Source organism: Actinomycetota bacterium (genome assembly GCA_019347675.1).
Classification (GTDB): Bacteria; Actinomycetota; Nitriliruptoria; order Nitriliruptorales; family JAHWKO01; genus JAHWKW01.
Genome location: JAHWKW010000005.1, coordinates 122,858 through 143,484 on the forward strand (window position 1 = coordinate 122,858; position 20,627 = coordinate 143,484).

Annotated in this window: 16 protein-coding genes; 9 read left to right on the forward strand and 7 right to left on the reverse strand. The window is 71.7% G+C overall.

The window, feature by feature from the left end; all coding sequences use genetic code 11:
- Positions 1-106: 106 nt before the first annotated feature.
- Positions 107-811: a hypothetical protein gene (locus KY462_04795; GenBank protein ID MBW3577051.1), complete on the reverse strand. Its 705-nt coding sequence runs from the start codon at positions 809-811 to the stop codon at positions 107-109.
- A 221-nt stretch (positions 812-1,032) separates the two neighbouring features.
- On the opposite strand from KY462_04795, the gene KY462_04800 reads away from it, so the two are divergent.
- The 9 genes from KY462_04800 to KY462_04840 all read left to right on the forward strand — a co-directional run bounded on the left by KY462_04800 (position 1,033) and on the right by KY462_04840 (position 11,634).
- Positions 1,033-2,460 carry an LCP family protein gene (locus tag KY462_04800; protein MBW3577052.1) on the forward strand — a complete coding sequence of 476 codons (1,428 nt, stop codon included), beginning with the start codon at positions 1,033-1,035 and terminating at the stop codon, positions 2,458-2,460.
- Positions 2,461-2,545: 85 nt separating this feature from the next.
- The gene (locus KY462_04805) at positions 2,546-3,799 is read left to right on the forward strand and encodes an LCP family protein (GenBank protein ID MBW3577053.1); all 1,254 of its coding nucleotides are present in this window, start codon (positions 2,546-2,548) and stop codon (positions 3,797-3,799) included.
- On the forward strand, positions 3,796-4,857 hold the full coding sequence (locus tag KY462_04810) for a glucose-1-phosphate thymidylyltransferase (GenBank protein ID MBW3577054.1): 1,062 nt from the start codon (positions 3,796-3,798) through the stop codon (positions 4,855-4,857). Before KY462_04805 ends, KY462_04810 begins: the two co-directional genes overlap by 4 nt.
- Positions 4,858-4,908: 51 nt before the next feature.
- Positions 4,909-5,916 (forward strand): dTDP-glucose 4,6-dehydratase, encoded by a 1,008-nt coding sequence (rfbB, locus tag KY462_04815; GenBank protein ID MBW3577055.1) that lies wholly within the window; start codon positions 4,909-4,911, stop codon positions 5,914-5,916.
- Between the two features lie 41 nt (positions 5,917-5,957).
- The gene (gene rfbD, locus KY462_04820; GenBank protein MBW3577056.1) at positions 5,958-6,791 is read left to right on the forward strand and encodes a dTDP-4-dehydrorhamnose reductase; all 834 of its coding nucleotides are present in this window, start codon (positions 5,958-5,960) and stop codon (positions 6,789-6,791) included.
- Positions 6,788-7,165 carry an EamA family transporter gene (locus KY462_04825; GenBank protein MBW3577057.1) on the forward strand — a complete coding sequence of 126 codons (378 nt, stop codon included), beginning with the start codon at positions 6,788-6,790 and terminating at the stop codon, positions 7,163-7,165. The genes rfbD and KY462_04825 overlap by 4 nt, the downstream gene beginning before the upstream one ends.
- Positions 7,166-7,182: 17 nt before the next feature.
- Positions 7,183-8,043 carry a glycosyltransferase family 2 protein gene (locus KY462_04830; protein MBW3577058.1) on the forward strand — a complete coding sequence of 287 codons (861 nt, stop codon included), beginning with the start codon at positions 7,183-7,185 and terminating at the stop codon, positions 8,041-8,043.
- Positions 8,036-9,154, forward strand: coding sequence for an NDP-sugar synthase (locus KY462_04835; protein ID MBW3577059.1), 1,119 nt, complete (start codon positions 8,036-8,038; stop codon positions 9,152-9,154). Before KY462_04830 ends, KY462_04835 begins: the two co-directional genes overlap by 8 nt.
- 98 nt (positions 9,155-9,252) lie before the next feature.
- Entirely contained in the window at positions 9,253-11,634 is a 2,382-nt protein-coding gene (locus KY462_04840) for a cell wall-binding repeat-containing protein (GenBank protein ID MBW3577060.1), read from the forward strand.
- A gap of 111 nt (positions 11,635-11,745) precedes the next feature.
- Here KY462_04840 and KY462_04845 read toward each other — a convergent pair whose 3' ends face one another.
- The 6 genes from KY462_04845 to carA all read right to left on the reverse strand — a co-directional run bounded on the left by KY462_04845 (position 11,746) and on the right by carA (position 20,626).
- A complete protein-coding gene (locus tag KY462_04845) occupies positions 11,746-13,065 on the reverse strand; it encodes a 13E12 repeat family protein (protein MBW3577061.1) in 1,320 nt (439 codons plus the stop codon).
- A 437-nt stretch (positions 13,066-13,502) separates the two neighbouring features.
- The gene (pyrF, locus tag KY462_04850) at positions 13,503-14,246 is read right to left on the reverse strand and encodes an orotidine-5'-phosphate decarboxylase (GenBank protein ID MBW3577062.1); all 744 of its coding nucleotides are present in this window, start codon (positions 14,244-14,246) and stop codon (positions 13,503-13,505) included.
- Positions 14,243-15,343, reverse strand: a complete 1,101-nt coding sequence (locus KY462_04855) for a dihydroorotate dehydrogenase (protein ID MBW3577063.1) — start codon at positions 15,341-15,343, stop codon at positions 14,243-14,245. Before KY462_04855 ends, pyrF begins: the two co-directional genes overlap by 4 nt.
- Positions 15,229-16,167, reverse strand: coding sequence for a dihydroorotate dehydrogenase electron transfer subunit (locus tag KY462_04860; protein MBW3577064.1), 939 nt, complete (start codon positions 16,165-16,167; stop codon positions 15,229-15,231). The genes KY462_04855 and KY462_04860 overlap by 115 nt, the downstream gene beginning before the upstream one ends.
- Positions 16,168-16,175: 8 nt before the next feature.
- The gene (carB, locus tag KY462_04865; GenBank protein ID MBW3577065.1) at positions 16,176-19,502 is read right to left on the reverse strand and encodes a carbamoyl-phosphate synthase large subunit; all 3,327 of its coding nucleotides are present in this window, start codon (positions 19,500-19,502) and stop codon (positions 16,176-16,178) included.
- 8 nt (positions 19,503-19,510) lie between these two features.
- The gene (carA, locus tag KY462_04870) at positions 19,511-20,626 is read right to left on the reverse strand and encodes a glutamine-hydrolyzing carbamoyl-phosphate synthase small subunit (protein MBW3577066.1); all 1,116 of its coding nucleotides are present in this window, start codon (positions 20,624-20,626) and stop codon (positions 19,511-19,513) included.
- Between the last annotated feature and the right edge of the window lies 1 nt (position 20,627).

Sequence of the window (20,627 nt, forward strand, 5' to 3'; positions counted from 1 at the left end):
CCCGACCTCCCCCTGCTCGCGGCGCCCGAGCGTAGCCTCGCGGCTGGCGGCCTCTGTCGGCTGCCCGCACGTCCCTACGCGCGCGGGCCAGCTGCAGGGAGCCTGATCACCTCGCCCACACCGCGACCCGTTCGGCGCTGGCCGCGCCCCGGTCGACGCCGGCCAGGATCACGGTCGGTTCTCCGGTCACCAGCGGGCGGATGATCGCGGGGATCCATACGGCCGGTTCGGCGTTCGCGGGGACGCCCAGGGCCCCTTCGTCCTCCCACTGGCGCGCCGCCGCCAGCAGCCCCGCCTGCGTGCGTTCCTCGCCGCCCGTGAACAGAGCAGCGCGTTCCGCCGCCGCCTGTGGGTTGGGATGAACGTCGGGGAAGGTCTGCACGGCCACGGCCCAGGGCTCCGAGCTGGTCTGCCCGGTCGGTGTCCCGTCGGGGGCGTCGCCGACCGCGTAGACGTCGTGGGCGTCCTCGGGGGGGTGCAGCTGTTCGTGGTGGACCGCGACCGGGGCGTCACGGTCGACGGTGAGGCTGGCGCCGATCCACCACGCCGCGAAGCACACCACGGCCGCCGGCCAGCCGGCGGGGCTGTGCAGGCGGACACGGTCCCCGGCTTCCAGGAGGCACTCCAGCTCCAGCAGGTGCGCTCCCTTCGCCGTCCACCGCAGGAGCGAGGCGAACCCCTGCTCGTCGCGACGGTCGGGCCGGACCACGGTGATCGCCGGGCGGTGACCCAGCGACTCAGCGGCCCCGCGCAGTGCCTGGGCCAGGTCGGTGGCGTCCGGGGGACGCCGGCGGGGGCGGCCGAGCTCCACGGTCGTCTCCTGGCTGGTGCGACGCGCGTCGTGGCCGGACGGTACTCGACCACCCCCCGCCCCTCGTCCCAAAAGGCAGCGTCTTCACGCGACCTGCGACGCTCCTTCGGCCGAACCGACCTGCGCTGATACCCTGCGCCGTCGGTCGGGCGGATGGGCGCCGTCGGCCCGCCGTCGCGGTCGCCTGTCGCCCCTTGGCGGCGGATGCCGCTGGGAGCCGGATGTGGGAGCCACTCGACGCTGTGCAGCCCGACGCACGCTCCTCGCTGTTCGTCTCGGCTCGGTCGGCCAAGCGCCGGTCGGCGGTGAGGCGGGTGGTCCGTCTGGCCTTCGCGGCTGTCACGGTGTTGGCGCTGCTGGCCTCGGTCACGGTCGGGGCGCTGTACGCCTACGCCGGGAAGCGGTTCGCCCAGCACCCCATCGACTGCCTCGCTGACCGCACCGCCGGTTGCGGCGAGACCAACGCTGTCGAGCCGGTCGACGGGGTGCGCAACGTCCTGGTGGTGGGTAACGACAGTCGTGTCGGTTTGACCCCCTCGGAGCTCGAGCAGCTCGGCACGGAACAGCTGCAGGGACCGGACCGGGCGGACACCATCATGCTCGTTCACCTCTCGCCGCGGCGTGACGACGCGGTCGTGGTGTCCTTCCCGCGCGACCTCCGCGTCGACATCCCCGGAGAGGGACGCAACCGGATCAACGCGGCGCGGGCGTTGGGCGGGCCGGAGCTGATGGTGAGAACCGTCGAGGACTACACCGGTATCCCCGTCCACCACTACGTCGAGCTGGACCTGGCCGGCTTCCTCAGGCTCGTCGACCTGATCGATGGGGTCGAGGTCTGTCTCGACGAGCCACTCGTCGATGCTGCGGCCGGTGCCGACCTCGCCGCAGGCGAGCACGTGCTCCGCGGATCCGACGCTGCCGCGTACGTGCGTGCGCGCAAGAGCGACCCGCGTGGTGACCTCGGCCGCATCGAACGCCAACAGCGCTTCATCCGCCAAGCGCTGCGGAAGGTTCTCGCCCCAGCGACGCTGGTCAACCCGCTGCGGGTCAAACGCCTCATCGACCAGGCGGCGTCCGCCGTGGTCACCGACTCGGGGTTCACCACGTCCGACATGCTGCGCCTGACGTGGTCGTTCAAGGATCTGGATCCCGGATCGCTGACCATGGTGACGGTGCCTTCCGATCTCGGCCCGCGCTACGTCGAGGCTCGACCCGAGGAGGCCGAAGCTCTGTTCCAGGCCATCCGGGTCGACGAGCCGGTCCCGGCCCGCGAGGAGGTCACGGTCGTCGAACCCGGCGACATCCGCTTGGCCATCCTCAACGGCGTGGGGGTCGACGGCCTGGCTGCCGGGGCTGCGCAACAGCTGACCGACGCGGGCGTTGAGGTGGTCGAGACCGGCAACGTCGACGACTTCGGGCGTGAGCGCACCGTGATCATGTACGGTCCGGGCGACCTGCCGCTCGCCCGGTTCGTCGCCGGGTTCTTCCCCGACGCGGACCTGGCCGAGACGGACATGACGGGGCAGGGGAACGTCCAGGTCATCCTGGGGACCGATTGGGCGGCGGCGCCCCAGGTCGCCCGGCCACCGCCGGTCGATGAGCCGCCCACCGCTCCTGCGCCCCCAGCCCCGGCCAGCACATGCGTCTGAGACGGTCGCCGTGAACGGCGCGGCGGAGCAGGCACCGGGGGCACTGCCGGTCAGGTGGGGGTTCGGGGGCGGAGGGCGCAAGGCCATGCGGATCGTGGCCGTCGTCGCCGCGGTCGCCATGGTCGCGGTCGCCGTGATCGGTGGGTCCCTGTACCGGGTCGCCGACCACAACGTCGAGCGGGTGCAGTTGCCGGCCCTGGCAGACAAGACCAGCGCCGCCGAACCGATCAACGTGCTCGTCGTCGGTTCGGACTCGCGCGACGGGTTGACGCCAGAGGAACGTCACAGATACGTCCTGGGTCCTGCCTACGCGGGTCAACGCGGCGACAGCGTGATCCTGGTGTCGATCAGCCCCGACCGTGCCGACGCTGCAGTGGTGTCGTTCCCGCGCGATCTGCTCGTGGTCGATGGCGAACGCGAGTCGAAGTTGACCGAGACGTTCGCCGGCGGCCCCGACCACGTGGTCGAGGTGCTGCAGCGCGCGACGGGGGTGCCGATCCACCACTACGTCGAGATGTCGATCCCGGGTTTCCTCGGCGTGCTCGGGGCCATCGGCGGAGTCGAACTGTGCATCGACTACGAGCTGCGCGACGTGAAGTCCGGTGCGGACCTGCAGCAGGGCTGCCACGAGCTGACGCCGGCGCAGGCGCTCGCGTTCGTCCGGTCACGGAGCACGCCGCTGGGCGACTTCGACCGGATCGAACGCCAGCAGGTGTTCATGCGGGCGCTGCTCGATCGGTTGGTCGCCACCCGTACCTTGGTCGACGTCCCGCGGCTGTTCACTGTCGTCGACCACATCTCCAGCAACATCACCACCGACTCCGACCTCGGCGTCGGGCAGATGCGATCCCTGGCCAACGAGCTGCGGGGGCTGGCCGAGGGTCAGGTCCCGATGGTCGTCGTTCCCGCTTACACCGACCAGCTGGGGGCGAAGGACTACGCGGTGGCCTACCAGCCCGGAGCACGGGCGCTGTACCGCTCGCTGCGGTTGGGGTGGCCGATCCCGCCACGGGGAGCGCCCCAGGAGCGTCGCGCGACCGGGGTCGGGATCTGGAGCGGCGGACGCGACGCCGCCGCGGAGCTGGTGCGGCGAACGTTGTTCTGGTCCGCGTTCGCGGTGCAGCAGGTGGTGCCCGGCCCTGCAGCGCCACCGTCGAGCACGGTCGTGTACGCGTCGCCGAGCCATGAGCTGCGCGCTGCGTGGGTGGCTGCCACGCTGGGCGCGACCGTGGTGCCCACGCCAGGCGACGTACGGTTCCCCGACGGCGTGCAGGTCATCGTCGCGGTGGGTGCGGACGCCCCGCCGGCCGGTGCAGGCGGAGGAGAGGAAAGACCGTGAAGGCTCTCGTGCTCGCTGGCGGGGAAGGGACACGTCTGCGACCGATCACACACACCAGCGCCAAGCAGCTCCTCCCCGTGGCCAACAAGCCGATCCTCTACTACGGCCTCGAGGCGATCGCGGACGCCGGGATCACCGACGTGGGGATCATCGTCGGCGACACCCAACAGGAGATCGAGGCGGCCGTCGGCGACGGATCACGGTGGGGCATCACCCCGACGTTCATCCGCCAACAGGCTCCGCTCGGACTGGCGCACGCGGTCCTCACCGCCAGCGAGTACCTGGCCGACGATGACTTCGTGATGTACCTCGGCGACAACCTGATCGCCGGGGGGATCACCGATCTGGTCGACGACTTCCGGCGCGAACGACCGGATGCCCAGATCCTCCTGGCCAAGGTCGAGGACCCGGAACGGTTCGGGGTTGCCGAGCTCGACGAGGACGGCGACGTGATCGCGTTGCTCGAGAAGCCCGACGTGCCACCCAGCGACCTGGCGTTGGTCGGGGTGTACCTCTTCACTCCCGCGATCCACGAGGCGGCCACGAACATCGAGCCCTCCGCCCGCGGGGAGCTGGAGATCACCGATGCCATCCAGTGGATGATCGATCATGGCTGCCGGATCAAGAGCTCTCGGGTCGGAGGATGGTGGAAGGACACGGGCAAGCTGTACGAGCTCCTGGAGGCGAACCGGATCGTCCTCGAGACGGTCGAGGGACGCATCGAGGGTTCGCTCGACGAGCGGTCGGAGGTCAACGGCCGGGTGGTGCTCGAGGAGGGCGCCGAGCTGGTGAACTCCTTCGTCCGTGGACCCGCGGTCATCGGTGCCCGCACCCGCATCGTCGACTCGTACGTCGGCCCGTTCACCTCGATCGCGGCGGACTGCACGCTGGAGCGCACCGAGATCGAGCACTCCGTCATGCTCGAGCACTGCCACGTCAGCGAGGTCAACCGGGTCACGGATTCGCTCCTGGGCCGCAAGGTGGAGATCCGCCGGTCCGATCGCAAGCCCGCGTCCTACCGCTTCATGCTCGGTGATCACTCGCAGGTGGGTATCTGACGCTCGCAGCCTTCCTTAGCATCGCCGCGTCGGCAGACAGAGGAGCGTGACGTGCGGGTCATGGTGACCGGTGGGGCCGGGTTCATCGGTGCGAACTTCGTGCGCTACCTGCTCCACACCCACGCCGACGTGCGCGTCACCAACTTCGACAAGCTCGCCTACGCCGGCAACCTCGACTCTCTCCGGGGCGTCGACGACGACGAGCGGTACACGTTCGTGCAGGGCGACGTCTGCGACCAAGCACTGCTGTCCGAGGTCCTCCCCGGACACGATGCGGTGGTGAACTTCGCGGCGGAGAGCCACGTGGACCGGTCGATCACCGCCAGCCACGAGTTCATCGAGACCAACGTGGCCGGCGCCAACACGCTGTTCGGGGTGGCGATGCGGCTGGAGATCCCCCGCTTCCTGCACATCTCCACCGACGAGGTCTACGGATCGATCGGGGAACCCGGCGGCTTCGTCGAGGGGGACGCGCTCGAACCCAACAGCCCCTACTCCGCCTCAAAAGCGGCCGCGGACCTGCTCGCACGCGCCTACCGCGAGACCTACGGCTACCCGATCACGGTCACTCGGACCACCAACAACTTCGGGCCCTACCACTACCCGGAGAAGGTCATCCCGCTGTTCGTCACGAACCTGATCGACGGCGAGAAGGTCCCGCTGTACGGCGAGGGGCACAACGTCCGTGACTGGACGTACGTGCTGGACAACTGCGAGGCACAGTGGCTGGTCCTGACCGAGGGCACCCCCGGCGAGGTGTACAACGTCGGGGCCGGGAACGAGATGACCAACAAGCGCCTGACGTACGCCATCCTGGCGCGGTTCGGGTACGTCGGCGACGAGGCCGATGAGTGGATCGACTTGGTCGCGGATCGGCCTGGCCACGATCTGCGTTACTCGGTCGACACCACCCGGATCCGCGAACTGGGCTGGAAGCCGCAGCACACGTTCGAGGAGGCGCTGGACGCGACCGTCGGCTGGTACCGCGACAACGAGTGGTGGTGGCGCCCGTTGAAGGGACGCGGGGCGTCGCGACGCCAGGGCATGCTGCCGCAGTGAAGACACTGGTGACCGGAGCGGGCGGTCAGCTGGGCCTCGACATGCTCGACGCGTTCGCCGATCACGACGTGGCGGGCCTGACCCATGCGCAGCTGGACGTCGCCGACGAGGCAGCGGTGGTCGCGGCGGTCCGGGATCACGAACCCGACCTCGTTGTGCACTGCGCCGCATGGACCGACGTGGACGGCTGTGAGCAGGATCCCGACCGGGCGCACGTGGTCAACGCCCTCGGTCCCTGGTGGGTGGCGCGCGCGTGCCACCTGACCGGCGCCGCGATGGTGCACCTGTCGACCGACTACGTGTTCGACGGGCGCGGTCGCACGGGGCCCGACGGCCAGCCCCGTCCCTACGGCGAGTTCGACCCGACCGACCCGATCAACGAGTACGGGCGATCCAAGGCGGCGAGCGAGCAGCTGGTTCGAGCGACGCTGCACGAGCACTACATCGTGCGGACCTCGTGGGTCTGCGGGGCGCGCGGGAAGAACTTCGTGACCACCATGCTCCGGGTCGGTCGCGAACAGGGTTCAGCGCGCGTCGTGGACGACCAGGTCGGGTCGCCGACCTTCACCCGTGACCTCGCCGCCGCGATCAGGGAGTTGGCCGTCACCGGACGCTACGGCACCTACCACCGCACCAACCACGGCACCTGCTCCTGGTACGAGCTGGCCGCTGCGGTCTTCAGGCTCGCGGCGATCGACGTGGACCTCTCCGCGATCTCGTCCGACCAGGTGGACCGGGCCGCGCCCCGCCCCGCGTACTCGGTCCTGGGCGAGCGCCACGCGAGGCTGTCGGGCCTGCGGCCGTTGCCGCACTGGCGCGACGGGTTGGGGCGGTTCCTCGACGAGTTGGCGACCGTGGCGGCGCCGGCGCCGTGAGCACCTTGTTGATCGCCTTCACCGCGATCGCGTTGGCCACGGTCGGCCAGCTGCTGCTCAAGGCCGGCATGGTGGAGGTCGGCGAGCCGGTGCGGCTTGTGTCGTCGGTCGGTGTCGGTGGGATGCTCGGCCGGGCGCTGACGACCTGGCAGGTCCCGTTGGGGCTCGGCGTGTTCGGGTTGTCGGCCATGTTCTGGCTCGTGACGTTGTCGCGGCTGCCGCTGTCGGTCGCCTACCCGATCGTGAGCCTGTCGTACCTGCTGATCCTGGCGTTCAGCGTGATCGTCCTGGGGGAGCGGCCGGCGCTGACCGTGTGGATCGGGGCGCTGCTGATCATGGTGGGCATCGCACTGATCGGCGTCGGGCAGCGGTGACGCAGCAGGCGGGGGCGGTGATCGTCACACACGACACGCGCGACGAGGCGTTGGCGTGTCTGAGCAGCCTGACCGGCACCGGTGCCGGCGAGGTGGTGCTCGTCGACTCGGGCTCCAGCGACGGGACCGCCGAAGCGGTCCGGGATGCGTTCCCCGACGTCACCGTCGTGCAGCTCCCCAACGTCGGGTACGGACGGGCGGCCAACGTCGGCGTCGCCAGGACCACCGCCCCGTACGTGGTCGTCGCCAACGCCGACACCCGCTTCGAGGCAGGAGCGGTCGCGGCCTTGGCGGACGACCTCGAACGCCATCCCGACGCTGGGGCGGCCGGGCCGCTTGTCCGCTACCCCGACGGCGGGCTGCAGGCCAGTGCACGGCGGTTCCCGACGATCGGGCAGGCGATCGGTCACGCCATGTTCGGGCTGTGGTGGCCCGACAACCCCTGGACGCGGGCGTACCGGATGCGTGACGAGGATCCCACCGTCGCCAGGGAGGTCGACTGGTTGTCGGGCTGTGCGTTCGCCCTGCGCCGCGACGCGTTCGTCGACGTGGGAGGCTTCGACCCGGCCTACTTCATGTTCGTGGAGGATGTCGACCTCGGCTACCGTCTGCAGCAGGCCGGCTGGAAGGTCCGTTTCGCGCCCGACGCGGAGGTCATCCACGCGGTGGGTGCCTCGACCCGGCGCCGCCGCGCGTGGATGGTGATCGAGCACGCCAGGAGCCTCGACCGGTTCTACGGACGCGCGTACGCGACGGGGCCCGGACGGTGGCTGCGCCCTGTGATCCGGGTCGGGCTGGCGCTGTGGGTCCTGGCGGTGCTGGCGTGGGGCGTGGTCGTCGGCGTCCGGCAGGGCATCAGGAGCACCACCGGTGAGTGATCAGCGCACCAGCCCGGTCCGCGACGCCCTGATCGTCGCCGGGGGACGCGGCACGCGCCTGCAACCGCTGACACACGACCTCCCCAAGCCCCTGCTGCCTTTCTGCGGTGCTCCGTTCCTGGAAGGCGTGATCCGCCGGCTGGCTGCCGCCGGCGTCGTGAGGATCCGACTGGTCGTCGGCGCGGACACCGACCCGTTCGAGATCCTGCGCCCGGCCGCCCACGCACACGGCGTCGAGCTGGACATGGTTCCCGAACCGGAACCGCTCGACACCGCCGGGGGGGTGCGATCGGTCGCCGACCGCCTCGATCGACCGTTCCTCGTCCTCAACGGCGACATCCTCACCGACGTCGACTACGCGGCGGTCGGCCGCCGCCACGTCGACGTCGGGGCGGACGCCACCATGGTCCTCACCGAGGTCGAGGACACGTCGTCGTACGGGGTCGCCGTCCGCGACGGGACGCGCATCGTGGAGTTCGTCGAGAAGCCCGACCCGGGTTCGTTCAGCGGTCCGGGTGCCATCAACGCCGGGACGTACGTCCTGGAACCGCACGTCCTGCTGGCGCACCCGACCGGTCGCTTGTCGTTCGAGCGTGACGTCTTCCCGGGACTCCTCGAACGCGGCGACGTCCTGGAGGGCTTCGTGTGGGATGGGGTGTGGGCGGACCTCGGCACCCCCGACCGGTACCGCGCGGGCCACCGCCTCGCGCTGTCCGGGGCTCTGCACTGGCCGCCGTTGGATGACGTGCCGGCGCGGACGGACGGGTTGCGCATCGCGGCGGACGCCGACGTCGATCCGGACGCGACCGTGGTGGCGCCCGTGCTGATCCTCGGGGGGAGCCAGGTGGGGTCTGCCACGACGGTCGGACCGGCCACCGTCCTCGGCCGCGACGTGCGGGTGGGACGCAGCGCCGCGCTCGAAGGGGCGGTCCTGCACGACCGCGTCGTCGTGGGAGACGGTGTCTCGGCCCCCGGCCTGGTGGCTGGCCACGGGGCCCGGGTCGATGCCGGAGCGCGCATGGGCCGCGACGTGGTCCTCGGCTCCGCGGAGGTCGTCGGTGGCACCGAGACCGTCCGCGACGGCGCCTCGCGTCCGTCAGCCCAGGACTGATCGACGCGCTGCACCGTCGACGACGGTGGCGTGGGACCTGCCGTTGGACGCGGGCCGGTCCTCGCTACCCTGCGCCGAGCCGCGTCGAGGTGGTTGTCGTGACGGTTGCCCGCACCTGGCTGGCGCTGACGGTGGCGGTGGCGATGGTGGCGACCGTGCTGGTGGGAGCGCCTTCCGCTGCGGACGCCGCCAGCTGCCCGCCGCCCGGTGGAGCCGACACGCCGTTCGTCGCCGACCCGGCGGTCACGTCCGACAAGGACGTCGCCGTCGTCGGCGGCGGGTGGGGTCACGGCGTGGGGATGAGCCAGTACGGCGCCCAGGGGGGGGCGCTGTCGGGCTGCGACTACCGCACGATCCTCGGCGCGTACTACCCGGGGACGCAGGTCGACAACCAGGCCAGCCCCCCGGTCGTCCGGGTCGGCCTGCTCGACCCCCGCTCGCAGGCCAACGGCGCGACCGTGGCGGTGACAGCCGAGGACGGCGACGTGCGCTGGGAGATGCACCCGTGCTCGGATCCGGCCATCGGGTGCACCGGTTCGGGGGCGACGACGCAGGTCGGGGTGCAGCGCGGGGGCAGCACCTGGAACGTGCGTGCGTCGGGTTCCGGCGAGTACGTCATCACGGAGGCAGTCACCGGCGCCGAGGTGTTCCGGGGCGGCAACATGTACGACGAGCTCGACGCGCTGCACGACGGCACCGTCGTCAGGATCGCGACGCCGACGCTGACCCGCCGCAGCCGCTGGGGTCTCACCCGGTTCGATTCGGTTGCCGGCGGTGACGGGAAGCTCTACGTGGTCGAGCACATCACCGGCGGCAACGGGGCGAGCGCCATCGACCGCTACCTGTGGGGGTTGGAGGAGGTCCCGGCGAGCTGGCACGTCGAAGCGCTCAAGAGCCAGGCTCTGGCCGGACGTTCCTACGCCCACAACCGCATCGGGCTGGCGTCACGGCAGCGCGACTGCCGCTGCGACCTGTACCCGACCACGGCCGACCAGCACTGGACGGGGTGGCAGCGGGAGCACGACGATCAGGTCGCCACCGGCGGCCGGTGGAAGACCGCCGTCACGGCCACCGCCGGGCAGGTCCCGCGCTACCGGGACCCGGCCACGGGCGCCGCACGGATCGTCGAGGCGTTCTACTCGTCATCGCACGGCGGGTGGAGCGACAGCGCGCTCGACGTCTGGGGCACGGAGGTGCCCTACCTCAAGGCGGTCGACACGTCGAACTGGGAGCGGGCGGCCAACAACCCGCGGCAACGGTGGACGGTCGGCTTCACCAACGCTGACCTGGCCACGCGGTTCCAACTGGCGTCGTTCGAGTCGTTGACGGTCGAGACCCGCGGGGCGGGGGGACGACCGACGACCCGGGACGTCAACGGCGACAGCGCACCCGACGGCGCGAAGGTCGTGGGGACGATCCAGAAGGCCGACGGGACCATCGAGCGGGTGGCCCGCTGGTTCTCCGGCGAGCAGCTGCGCTGGAAGCTCGGGGTGTACTCCGCGCTCGTCCACGTCCAGGCGGTGCCGCGCGTCCCGACGCTGCGGTTGCAGGATCTGGACAACCGCCACCGCATCGGGACCTCGGTCGCGATGTCGCGGCACGGGTGGCCACAGGGCGCCGGTGCCGTGGTGATCGCCCGCGCCGACGAGGCCGCCGACGCGCTCGCCGGGGCGGCGCTGGCCGGGAAGCTGCACGCCCCGCTGTTGACCACCGGCTCGGAGGCGCTGCATCCCCTCGTGTCCGGTGAGGTGGCTCGACTGGGTGCGACCGCCGCGTACCTGCTCGGCGGGGACAAGGCCCTGTCACCCCAGGTCGCGGCCGATCTGCGTCGAGCCGGGGTGAACGACGTCCAGCGCCTCTCCGGCCCGACGCGGGTCGAGACGGCCGCCGCGATCGCTCGGCGGCTACAGCCGGTCCCGGCTGGTACCGCCTATCTGGTGTTCAGCGCGCCCGGGCACCCGCGGAGCTGGCCGGACGCGCTTGCGGTGTCGGGCCCCGCGGCCCGGCTCGCCCGGGCGGGAACGCCGCGCCCCGTGCTTGTCACTGGGACGAGCGTGCCGGACGCCACGTGGCAGGTGCTCCGGGAGCTGCTGGTGCGAGAGGTCGTGCTCGTCGGCGGGGAAGCCACGATCCCGGCGAGCGTGCGCAGTGAGCTGGAGGCCCGTGGCTTCTCCGTGCGCCGCCTGGCGGGGCGTGAACGCTACGCGACGAGCCGCGCGGTCGCCGAGGACGTGCCTGCACCGGCCGGCACGTTGCTGGTCGCGACCGGCGACAACTTCCCCGACGGGTTGTCCGCCGGCGCCCTGGCGGGGCGCTTGGACGTGACGTTCGTCCTGGTCCCCGGCGGGCAGCTCGACGAGGACAGCCGCGCCTGGGTCCGGGCGCTGCGCTGGGGGGATCCACGACTGCTGGTGGCGGGGGGGTCCGCCGCCGTCTCGGATGCCACTGTGGGAGGCCTGCAGGCCGCCCTGGCGTCGTAGCGGCGGTCGACGGGTTGGGTCAGCGGTGGGCGGCCCGGCGCACGGTTGGATGCGCGGGCCGCTGTTGGACATGGGGCCTGGCAGCGTGTCCGTTCGGCTTGTGGCGCCCTGTTAGAAGGGTAGGTCGGGGTCGTGGTCGAGTGGCAGTTGCGGGTCGTCGCCGGGGGCGGGTGGGGCGTTGCCGTTGCTTGCGGCGGGTTGGGGTGGGGGGCGGCGCAGGTGGGTGCCGGGCGGCAGGCGCCGGTAGACGCGCCCGCGGCGTTGGATCGTGACCTCGCCGGTGTCGCCGTCGACCGAGATCTTCCAGCCGTAGCGGTGGACCTGGCGCAGGTGCGTCGCCTTGGACAGGCACACCAGGTTCTCCGGAACGTGCGTACCGTGGGGGCGCGCGGCGATGTGGTGGATCTGGGTCCACCCCACCGGCGCACGCGAGCCGGGGAAGCGGTCACCCAGGTCGCGGGCGCGCACGGCCAGGCGGACGTCTTTGGGGATGTCCTTGGCGTTGACCTTGGCTGACACCGCCAACGGACGCGCCCCGGCGAACAGCACCACCTGCAGGTCGGCGTCGCGGGCCAGGCGCTCCAGGGTCGCCGCACAGATCGTGGGCAGGTACCCGGGGGCGTTGACCTCCAGCATGCCCGCGGCCGTCTCGGTGACCCGGTCCAGGTCGCAGTGGATGACCACCGACGGGCGCGCCCGCCCCGCGCCGGTGCCCGCCAGCGATTGGGCGCACACCTCGATCAGCGCATCCGCGCGGGCCGTGGCCAACGGTCGTTGCTCACCGGGTTCGGGGTCGCGGCCCGCCCCGTCGAGGTGCACGCGACGGTCGATGGCGTTGAGCGCGGTCGCGGTCGACACCGCATCGAACTCCCCGTACCACCTCGAGCGCCCGTCGAAGGCCAGCTGCACCGCCAAGAAGTTGGCGCGCTCCGCGCGGCGTTCACGCGCCCGGACCCGGCGGGTGCCAGCCAGCTCATCGGCCGCACGGTCCACCGCCCACAGCAGCTGATCAGGGTCGAAACCGTCGATGTCGTCGACCGACGCGCCGATGCGCCCGTCCAACACCTGGCGGTCTTCGACGGTCAGGTCACGGGCGCGGCCCACGATGCGGCGCACCTGCGACCACGACAGGCGCCCGTCGTTGAACAGCCCCGCGGTCACCGGCAGGTGGCGCAGCACCTGACTGGCGGTGATCAACACCCACCGCTCAGCCCCCGTCAGATGGTGGGCGGCGGCCAGGTGCAGATCCAACGGCAACCCCTCCACCTGCTCGGCCACCCCCGCCGCGTGCAGCTCGCCCACCAGCTCCACGATCGCGGCGTCCAGGCGGTTTCGCTCCTCCAGCAGGCGCCCCAACTCGCCCAGCGCCCCAACCCCCCGCGCGGCCGTGGCCTCACCCACCCGCTCGCGGTCTTCGGTTCCCACAGCCATCGCCATCTCCCTGGAGACTCTGTCACCGAACCCTGTTACCGAACTTGTGTTCGAGTCGAACACTACCAACGCCCTGCGACATCCAGCGTCGACGTCAAACCGAACCTGGGGAAAACCCGCCGTCCCTATGGGCGGCCGGCTCACGTCGACGAGACCAGCGCCACCAGCAGGTGCGCGAACGCGTCGGCGAGTCGCAGACGGCCGTCATCCAGCGTCAGGACACGGCCGGTGAGCAGCTCCCGCGCCCCGTCGGTGCCCCGCACCTGCACGACCGTGTCCCCCCACCTCTCCCCCGCCGGCCACCCCCGCCGCCGATCGCAAGGGCGCACCGCGGCGTGAGAGCGGCGATCCACTCGTCGGCGCGCCGGCACATACCCCAACTCCCGCCTGACCGTGCCGCCACCGCCACGACGTCGCCGGCGGTAACGACCTGGCCGTCAGCGCGGCCAGCTGGCCGCGGCGAGGATGGCCCTCGCGGCGGCGACCGGGTCGTGGGAGCCGGTGATGGGGCGACCGACCACCAGGTGGGTCGCTCCGGCCGCCAGGGCTTCGGCCGGTGTGGCGGCCCGTGCGTGCTCGTCGGTTGGGCTGCCCGACGGACGCACCCCCGGGGTGACCACCACCGGGTCGGATCCCACGGCGGCCCGGACGCCGCGCACGTCCCAAGGCGCACACACAACGCCCGGCGCGCCGGCGGCGACCGCCTGCGCGGCCAGGTGCGGCGTCTGGACGGCGGCGGGCGGCACGTTCATCGCCGACAGATCCTGGTCGGAGAGGCTGGTCAGCACGGTGACGGCCAGGACCATCGGCGCCGGGGAAGCCGCCGGGGCGCCGGCCGCCATTCCCTCGACCGCGGCGGCGACCATCGCGGCGCCTCCACCGGCGTGCACGGTCAGCATCGCCACGCCCAGTGCGGCGTAGGTGCGTGCCGCGCGGGCGACCACGCTGGGGATGTCATGCAGCTTGAGGTCGAGGAAGACCGGGGCGTACTTGCCCAGCTCCCGGACCGCGGCTGGGCCGTGCGCCCCGAACAGCAGGTGGCCGACCTTGATGTGTCCGGCCACGCCGTCGAGCGTGCGCGCGACCGCGATCGCCTCGGCGAGGTCGTCGGTGTCGACCGCGACGATCAGGGGGTTGGCCGGCAGGGGGTTGGCCGGGTGGCCTGCTCCCGTCGCCGTCACGGCCCGGTGTCGAGGGCACCGCGCAGCTCGCGCACCGCGGCGATCCCGCGCGCGTCGCACCACCGGTTCAGATCCTGGAGGATCGACAGGGCCGCGAACGGGTCGGTGAAGTTCGCGGTCCCGACCGCGACGGCGTCGGCGCCGGCGAGCATCAGCTCCACAGCGTCGTCGACGCTGGCGACCCCTCCCATCCCGATGATCGGCACATCGGGGAGCGCCTGACGGACCTGCCAGATCGCTCGCACCGCGATCGGCCGGATCGCGGGTCCCGACAGGCCACCGACGGTGTTGGCGAGCTTGGGGCGTCTGGTGTCGACGTCGATGGCCATGCCCAGCAGCGTGTTGATCAGCGACACGCCGGTCGCCCCGGCCTCGACCACGGCCCGGGCGATCTGCGTGATGTCGGTGACGTCGGGGGTGAGCTTGGCGAAGACCGGGACGTCGGCCTCGCGGCGCACCGCGTCGATGACGGTCGCGGACGAGTCCGCCCTGCACGCGAAGACGATGTTGCGATCCTCGACGTTCGGGCACGAGATGTTCACCTCGAGCGCGACCACGCCCCCCTGACGCCGCAGCCGGCGGGCGAGGTTGCGGTACTCGTCCACCGTCTTCCCCGCGATCGACACGACCACCGGAACGCCGCGCTGCTGCAGCCACGGCAGGTCCTTGGCGATCCACCGCTCGATCCCCGGGTTCTGCAACCCGATCGCGTTGAGCATCCCCGACGCTGTCTCCGCCATCCGGGGCGGGGGCAGGCCCTCGCGCGGTTCCACGGTGATCGATTTGACGATCACGGCGCCCAGGCGGTTGACGTCGTAGAAGCGGTCGATCTCGCGTCCGCTGGCGAAGCACCCCGATGCAGCCAGGATCGGGTTGGCCAGCCGCAACCTGCCCAGCTCCACGGCGAGGTCGACGGCGGCCCGCGAGTCCTCGTCGACACGCCGAGCTCGCGTGACCACCACGTCGGAGCGCGACTGGCGGCTCACCAGCGGTCCTCCTCGCCGGACCGTGCAGTGGCCACCCGCGGGACCGGCGCGCCGACGTTGGGCAGGAACTCCTCGTCGACCGGAGCCGGGACCCAGCGGCTCTCGTCCCATGCCACCCTCGCGCCGTTGAACACCGGCCCGTCGATGCACGACCGCTTCATGCGCACACGGCCATCCTTGCCGCGGACTGGGACGACGCAGGTCCAGCAGACCCCGGTGGCGCACGCCATGTGCTCCTCGACGGCGATCTGGCAGGGCAGACGGAGCTCGCCGCACACGCGCGCGACCTCGCGCAGCATCGGCATCGGCCCGCAGCCGTACACGACACCGGTCCCATGATCGCGTGCCACGTCCGGCAGCGCATCGGTGACCCGGCCGCGGAGGCCGTACGACCCGTCGTCGGTGGTGAACGTGACGCTGGCGCTGGTGCGTTTGGCCTCGATCGCGTTGAAGATCCGCTCGCCGGTCGCGGCCCCGAGCAGCATGTCGACCCGCTGGCCCTCGGCGCGCAACCGCTCGGCGAGGAAGAACAGCGGGGCGGCTCCGTACCCGCCGCCCACCACCAGGCACGGGACCCGCTGCGCGGGGACGGGGAAGACGTTGCCCAGCGGACCGACGACGTCGAGGATCTCGTGGGGTGCGCGTTCGGCCAGCCACGCCGTCCCGGGCCCGTGCGGGTCGAGGATGAACTCGACCGTCCCCACCCACGGCCCCTGACGCGATGTGCGGTAGATCGAGAATGGTCGGCGCAGCAGGGCGCCGCGGCACTCGACCGCGACGTTGACGAACTGGCCCGGCAGTGCCCGTTCAGCGATCTGCGGTGCGGCGACCGTCAGCGAGACGTAGGCACCCTCCGGGCGGCGCCCGACGACCTCGCACACCGCACGCACCGGCCCGTCGGGGCGCCCGAAGACCGTCTGGCCGCGCGGCCGCAGGTGCGCACTCACGTTCCGGCTCCCAGGCGGGCGTGGTGGTCCTGCAGCGGGCGGACCACGAGCGGACCGGCCTGCAGCGACTCGATCCCCTGGATCGCGGCCAGGATCCCCGACATCGTCGTGATGCACGGCACGCCGTGGGTCACCGCGGCGGTCCGGATCAGGTAGCCGTCGCCGCGCGGCCCGATCCCGTACGGCGTGTTGAGGATCAGATCGACGTCGCCGTCGCCGATCAGGTCCACCACGTGGGGACCCGCGCCCGTCTCGGAGACCTTCCGCACCACGCCGGCGGGGACACCGGCACGCTGGAGCACCTCCGCGGTGCCGTCGGTGGCGACCACCTCGAACCCCAGGTCGACCAGGCGCTTGACGGGGAACACGATCGCGCGCTTGTCGCGGTTGGCGACCGAGACGAACACGGTCCCGCCCGTGGGCAGCACCATCGTCCCGGTCCCCGCCTGCGACTTGGCGAAGGCCGCCCCGAACGAGTCGTCGATGCCCATCACCTCGCCCGTGGAGCGCATCTCGGGACCCAGGAGCGCATCCACCCCCGGGAAGCGGTCGAAGGGCAGCACCGCCTCCTTCACCGCGATGTGCTCGAGCGTCAGGCCGGTGGTGGCGTCGACCGGCGGGACCAGACCGTCGTGGCGCAGGTCCGCGAGGCGGTCGCCGGCCATCACCCGCGCGGCGATCTTCGCCAACGGCACGCCGGTCGCTTTGGACACGAACGGCACGGTCCGCGACGCGCGCGGGTTGGCCTCGATCACGTACATCACGTCGTCTTTGAGGGCCAGCTGGACGTTGACGAGGCCCACCACCCCCAGACCGCGGGCGATGGCCGAGATGTACTGGCGGACCGTGGCCAGGTGGCTGCGGCTCAGCGTGTACGGGGGGATCACGCACGCCGAGTCCCCGGAGTGGATCCCGGCCTCCTCGATGTGCTCGAGGACCCCGCCGACGTACAGCTCCTCGCCGTCGAAGACCGCGTCGACGTCCAGCTCGATGGCGTCCTCGAGGAACCGGTCCACGAGGATCGCCGGGGCTGCCGGCCAGCCGCCGTGGTCGACGTCGGAGGCGGCCACCGCTGAGGCGAGGTACCGCTCCAGCATCTGTTCGTTGTAGACGATCTCCATCGCCCGTCCGCCGAGCACGTACGAGGGGCGGACCAGCACGGGGTAGCCGATCGAGCCGGCCACCGTCCGGGCCTCCTCGAACGAGCGGGCCACCCCACCGGCCGGCATCGGGATGCCCAGCCGGCGCATCAGATCGCCGAACCGGCCGCGGTCCTCGGCCATGTCGATGGCGTCGGGGGGGGTCCCCAGGATCTTCACGCCCGCGCGCTCCAGCGCGCCGGCGAGCTTCAACGGGGTCTGCCCACCGAACGCGACCAACACCCCGACCGGCGCCTCGCGGTCGCACACGCCCAGGACGTCCTCGAACGTCAGCGGCTCGAAGTACAGCCGGTCGGCGGTGTCGTAGTCGGTCGAGACGGTCTCGGGGTTGCAGTTGACCATGATCGTCTCGTACCCGGCCTCCTGCAGCGCGAAGACCGCGTGCACGCAGCAGTAGTCGAACTCGACGCCCTGCCCGATCCGGTTCGGTCCGCTGCCCAGGACCATCACCTTGGGCCGTTCCGACTCGGTGACCTCGTCCTCCTCCTCGTACGTGGAGTAGTGGTAGGGGGTGTAGGCCTCGAACTCGGCGGCGCAGGTGTCCACCGTCTTGAACACCGGGGACAGGCCCAGTTCCCGTCTGCGGGCGCGGACCTGGTCCTCGGTGGCGTGCAGCAGCGCCGCGATCTGCGCGTCGGCGAACCCGTCGCGTTTCGCGGCCAGCAGCAGGTCGCGGTCGAGGGCCGCGAGGCGCTCCACGGCGCGCAGCTGCTTGCGCCGCTCGACCAGCTGGGCGAGCTGATCGACGAACCACGGGTCCCACCCGCTGGCCGCCGCGACGTGATCGACCGTGTGGCCGCGGCTGAGCGCCTCGTCGACCGCGGTCCACCGGCCCGCGGTCGACGTGCGCAGCAGCCGGTCGAGCTCGTCGGCGGTCACGTCCACCACCCCGCGGTGCGGCCCGGACCCGTCCGGCCCGGGCCGGACGCCGGCCGCCCCGAAACCGGTCTCGCCGTCCTCGAGCGACCGCAGTGCCTTCTGGAACGACTCCTTGAACGTCCGCCCGATCGCCATCACCTCCCCGACGGATTTCATCCGGGTCGTCAGGACGTGGTCGGCGCCGGCGAACTTCTCGAAGTTGAACCGTGGGACCTTGACGACGACGTAATCGATGGTGGGCTCGAACGCCGCACGGGTCTTGCGGGTGATGTCGTTGGCGATCTCGTCGAGGGTGTAGCCGATCGCGAGCTTTGCGGCGATCTTCGCGATCGGGAAGCCGGTGGCTTTCGACGCGAGCGCCGACGAGCGCGACACGCGTGGGTTCATCTCGATCACGACCTGGCGGCCGGTTGCCGGGTCGACCGCGAACTGCACGTTCGACCCGCCGGTCTCCACCCCGATGCGGCGCATCACCGTGAACGCCGCGTCGCGCATCTGCTGGTACTCGCGGTCGGACAGGGTCATGGCCGGTGCCACCGTGATCGAGTCGCCGGTGTGGACCCCCATCGGGTCGAGGTTCTCGATCGGGCAGATCACGACGCAGTTGTCGAGCCGGTCGCGCATCACCTCGAGCTCGTACTCCTTCCAGCCCAGGACCGACTCCTCGACCAGGACCTGGTGCACCGGCGAGTCGGCCAGACCCTGGCGGATCATCTCGCGCAGCTCCGCCTCGTCGCGGGCGATGCCGCCGCCTTTCCCCCCCAGCGTGTACGACGGTCGCAGCACCAGCGGGTAGCCGAGTTCGGCGGCGGCGGCCAGCGCCTGTTCCACCGTGCGCACGTACGTCGAGTGCGGCGTCTCGAGCCCGCACTCGACCATGGCGTCCTTGAACCGCTGGCGGTCCTCGGCGGTGGCGATCGCCTCGGGGTCCGCGCCGAGCATCTCGACCCCGAGCGCGTCCAGGTCGCCGCGCTCGTGCAGTTCGATGGCGAGGTTCAGGGCGGTCTGCCCGCCGAGGGTGGGCAGGAGCGCGTCGGGGCGCTCACGCTCGATCACCGCCCGGACCGCGTCGGCGGTGAGCGGCTCGATGTAGGTGGCGTCCGAGAACGCCGGGTCGGTCATGATCGTGGCCGGGTTGGAGTTGATCAGCACGACCCGAAGGCCCTCCTCACGGAGCACCTTGCAGGCCTGCGTCCCCGAGTAGTCGAACTCGGCGGCCTGGCCGATCACGATCGGGCCGGATCCGATCACCAGCACCGACCGCAGGTCGTCGCGTCGCGGCATGTCGCGCCCTACCTCATCATCCGCGCGAACCGTTCGAACAGGTACTCGGCGTCGTGGGGGCCGGGTGCGGCCTCCGGGTGGTACTGCACGCTGAACGCGGGCAGGTCGACGCACGTCAGCCCCTCACAGGTGCCGTCGTTGAGGTTGACGTGGCTGACCTCGACCTCGCCGTGCGCGGCGGTGCGGTAGCGGTGCTCGCCGATCTGCTCGCCGAGCGTGGTCGCGTCGACCGCGAACCCGTGGTTGTGGCTGGTGATCTCGACCGTCCCGTCGTCGCGCCGCAGCACCGGCTGGTTCACGCCGCGGTGGCCGAACCGTAGCTTGTAGGTGTCCGCCCCGAGCGCGTGCCCGAGCAGTTGCGACCCCAGACAGATGCCGAACACCGGCACCTGGCCCAGCAGTCCCCGCAGCGTGTCGATGCCGTACGTCACCGCGGCGGGGTCGCCCGGGCCGTTGGACGCGAACACCCCGTCGGGCTCGTAGGCGAGGACCTCGTCGGCGGTGGCGGTGGCCCCAAGCACGTGCACGTGCAGGCCACGCTCGGCGAGGTTGCGCGCGATCGACCGTTTCATGCCGTAGTCGAGCGCCACGACACGGTGGCGCCCCTCCCCCGCCGCCGCCACCTCGAACGGCTCGGCGGTGGTCACCTCGCGGGCCAGGTCACGGCCGACCATGGTGGGGCTGTCCAGGACCTGCGCCAGCAGCGCGTCGACGTCGAGGACGTCGGTGGAGATCGCGCACCGCATCGCCCCGCGCTCGCGGACGTGGCGGGTCAGTCGGCGGGTGTCGACCCCTTCGACAGCGACGACCCCCGCGTCGGCCAACGCGGTGCGCAGGTCGTTCTCTGCCCGCCACGACGACGGGCGGCGGGCCGCCTCGCGGACGATGAAGCCGGCCACCTGGATCCGCCCCGACTCGGCGTCGCGGTCGTTCATGCCGTAGTTGCCCACGTGCGGCACGGTCATGGTCACGATCTGACCGCGGTAGGACGGGTCGGTCAGGATCTCCTGGTACCCGGCCATCCCAGTGTTGAACACCGCCTCCCCGAAGCTGGTGCCCGGCGCTCCGAACGACACCCCGCGGAACGCGGTGCCGTCTTCGAGGACCACCAGCGCGTCGAACACG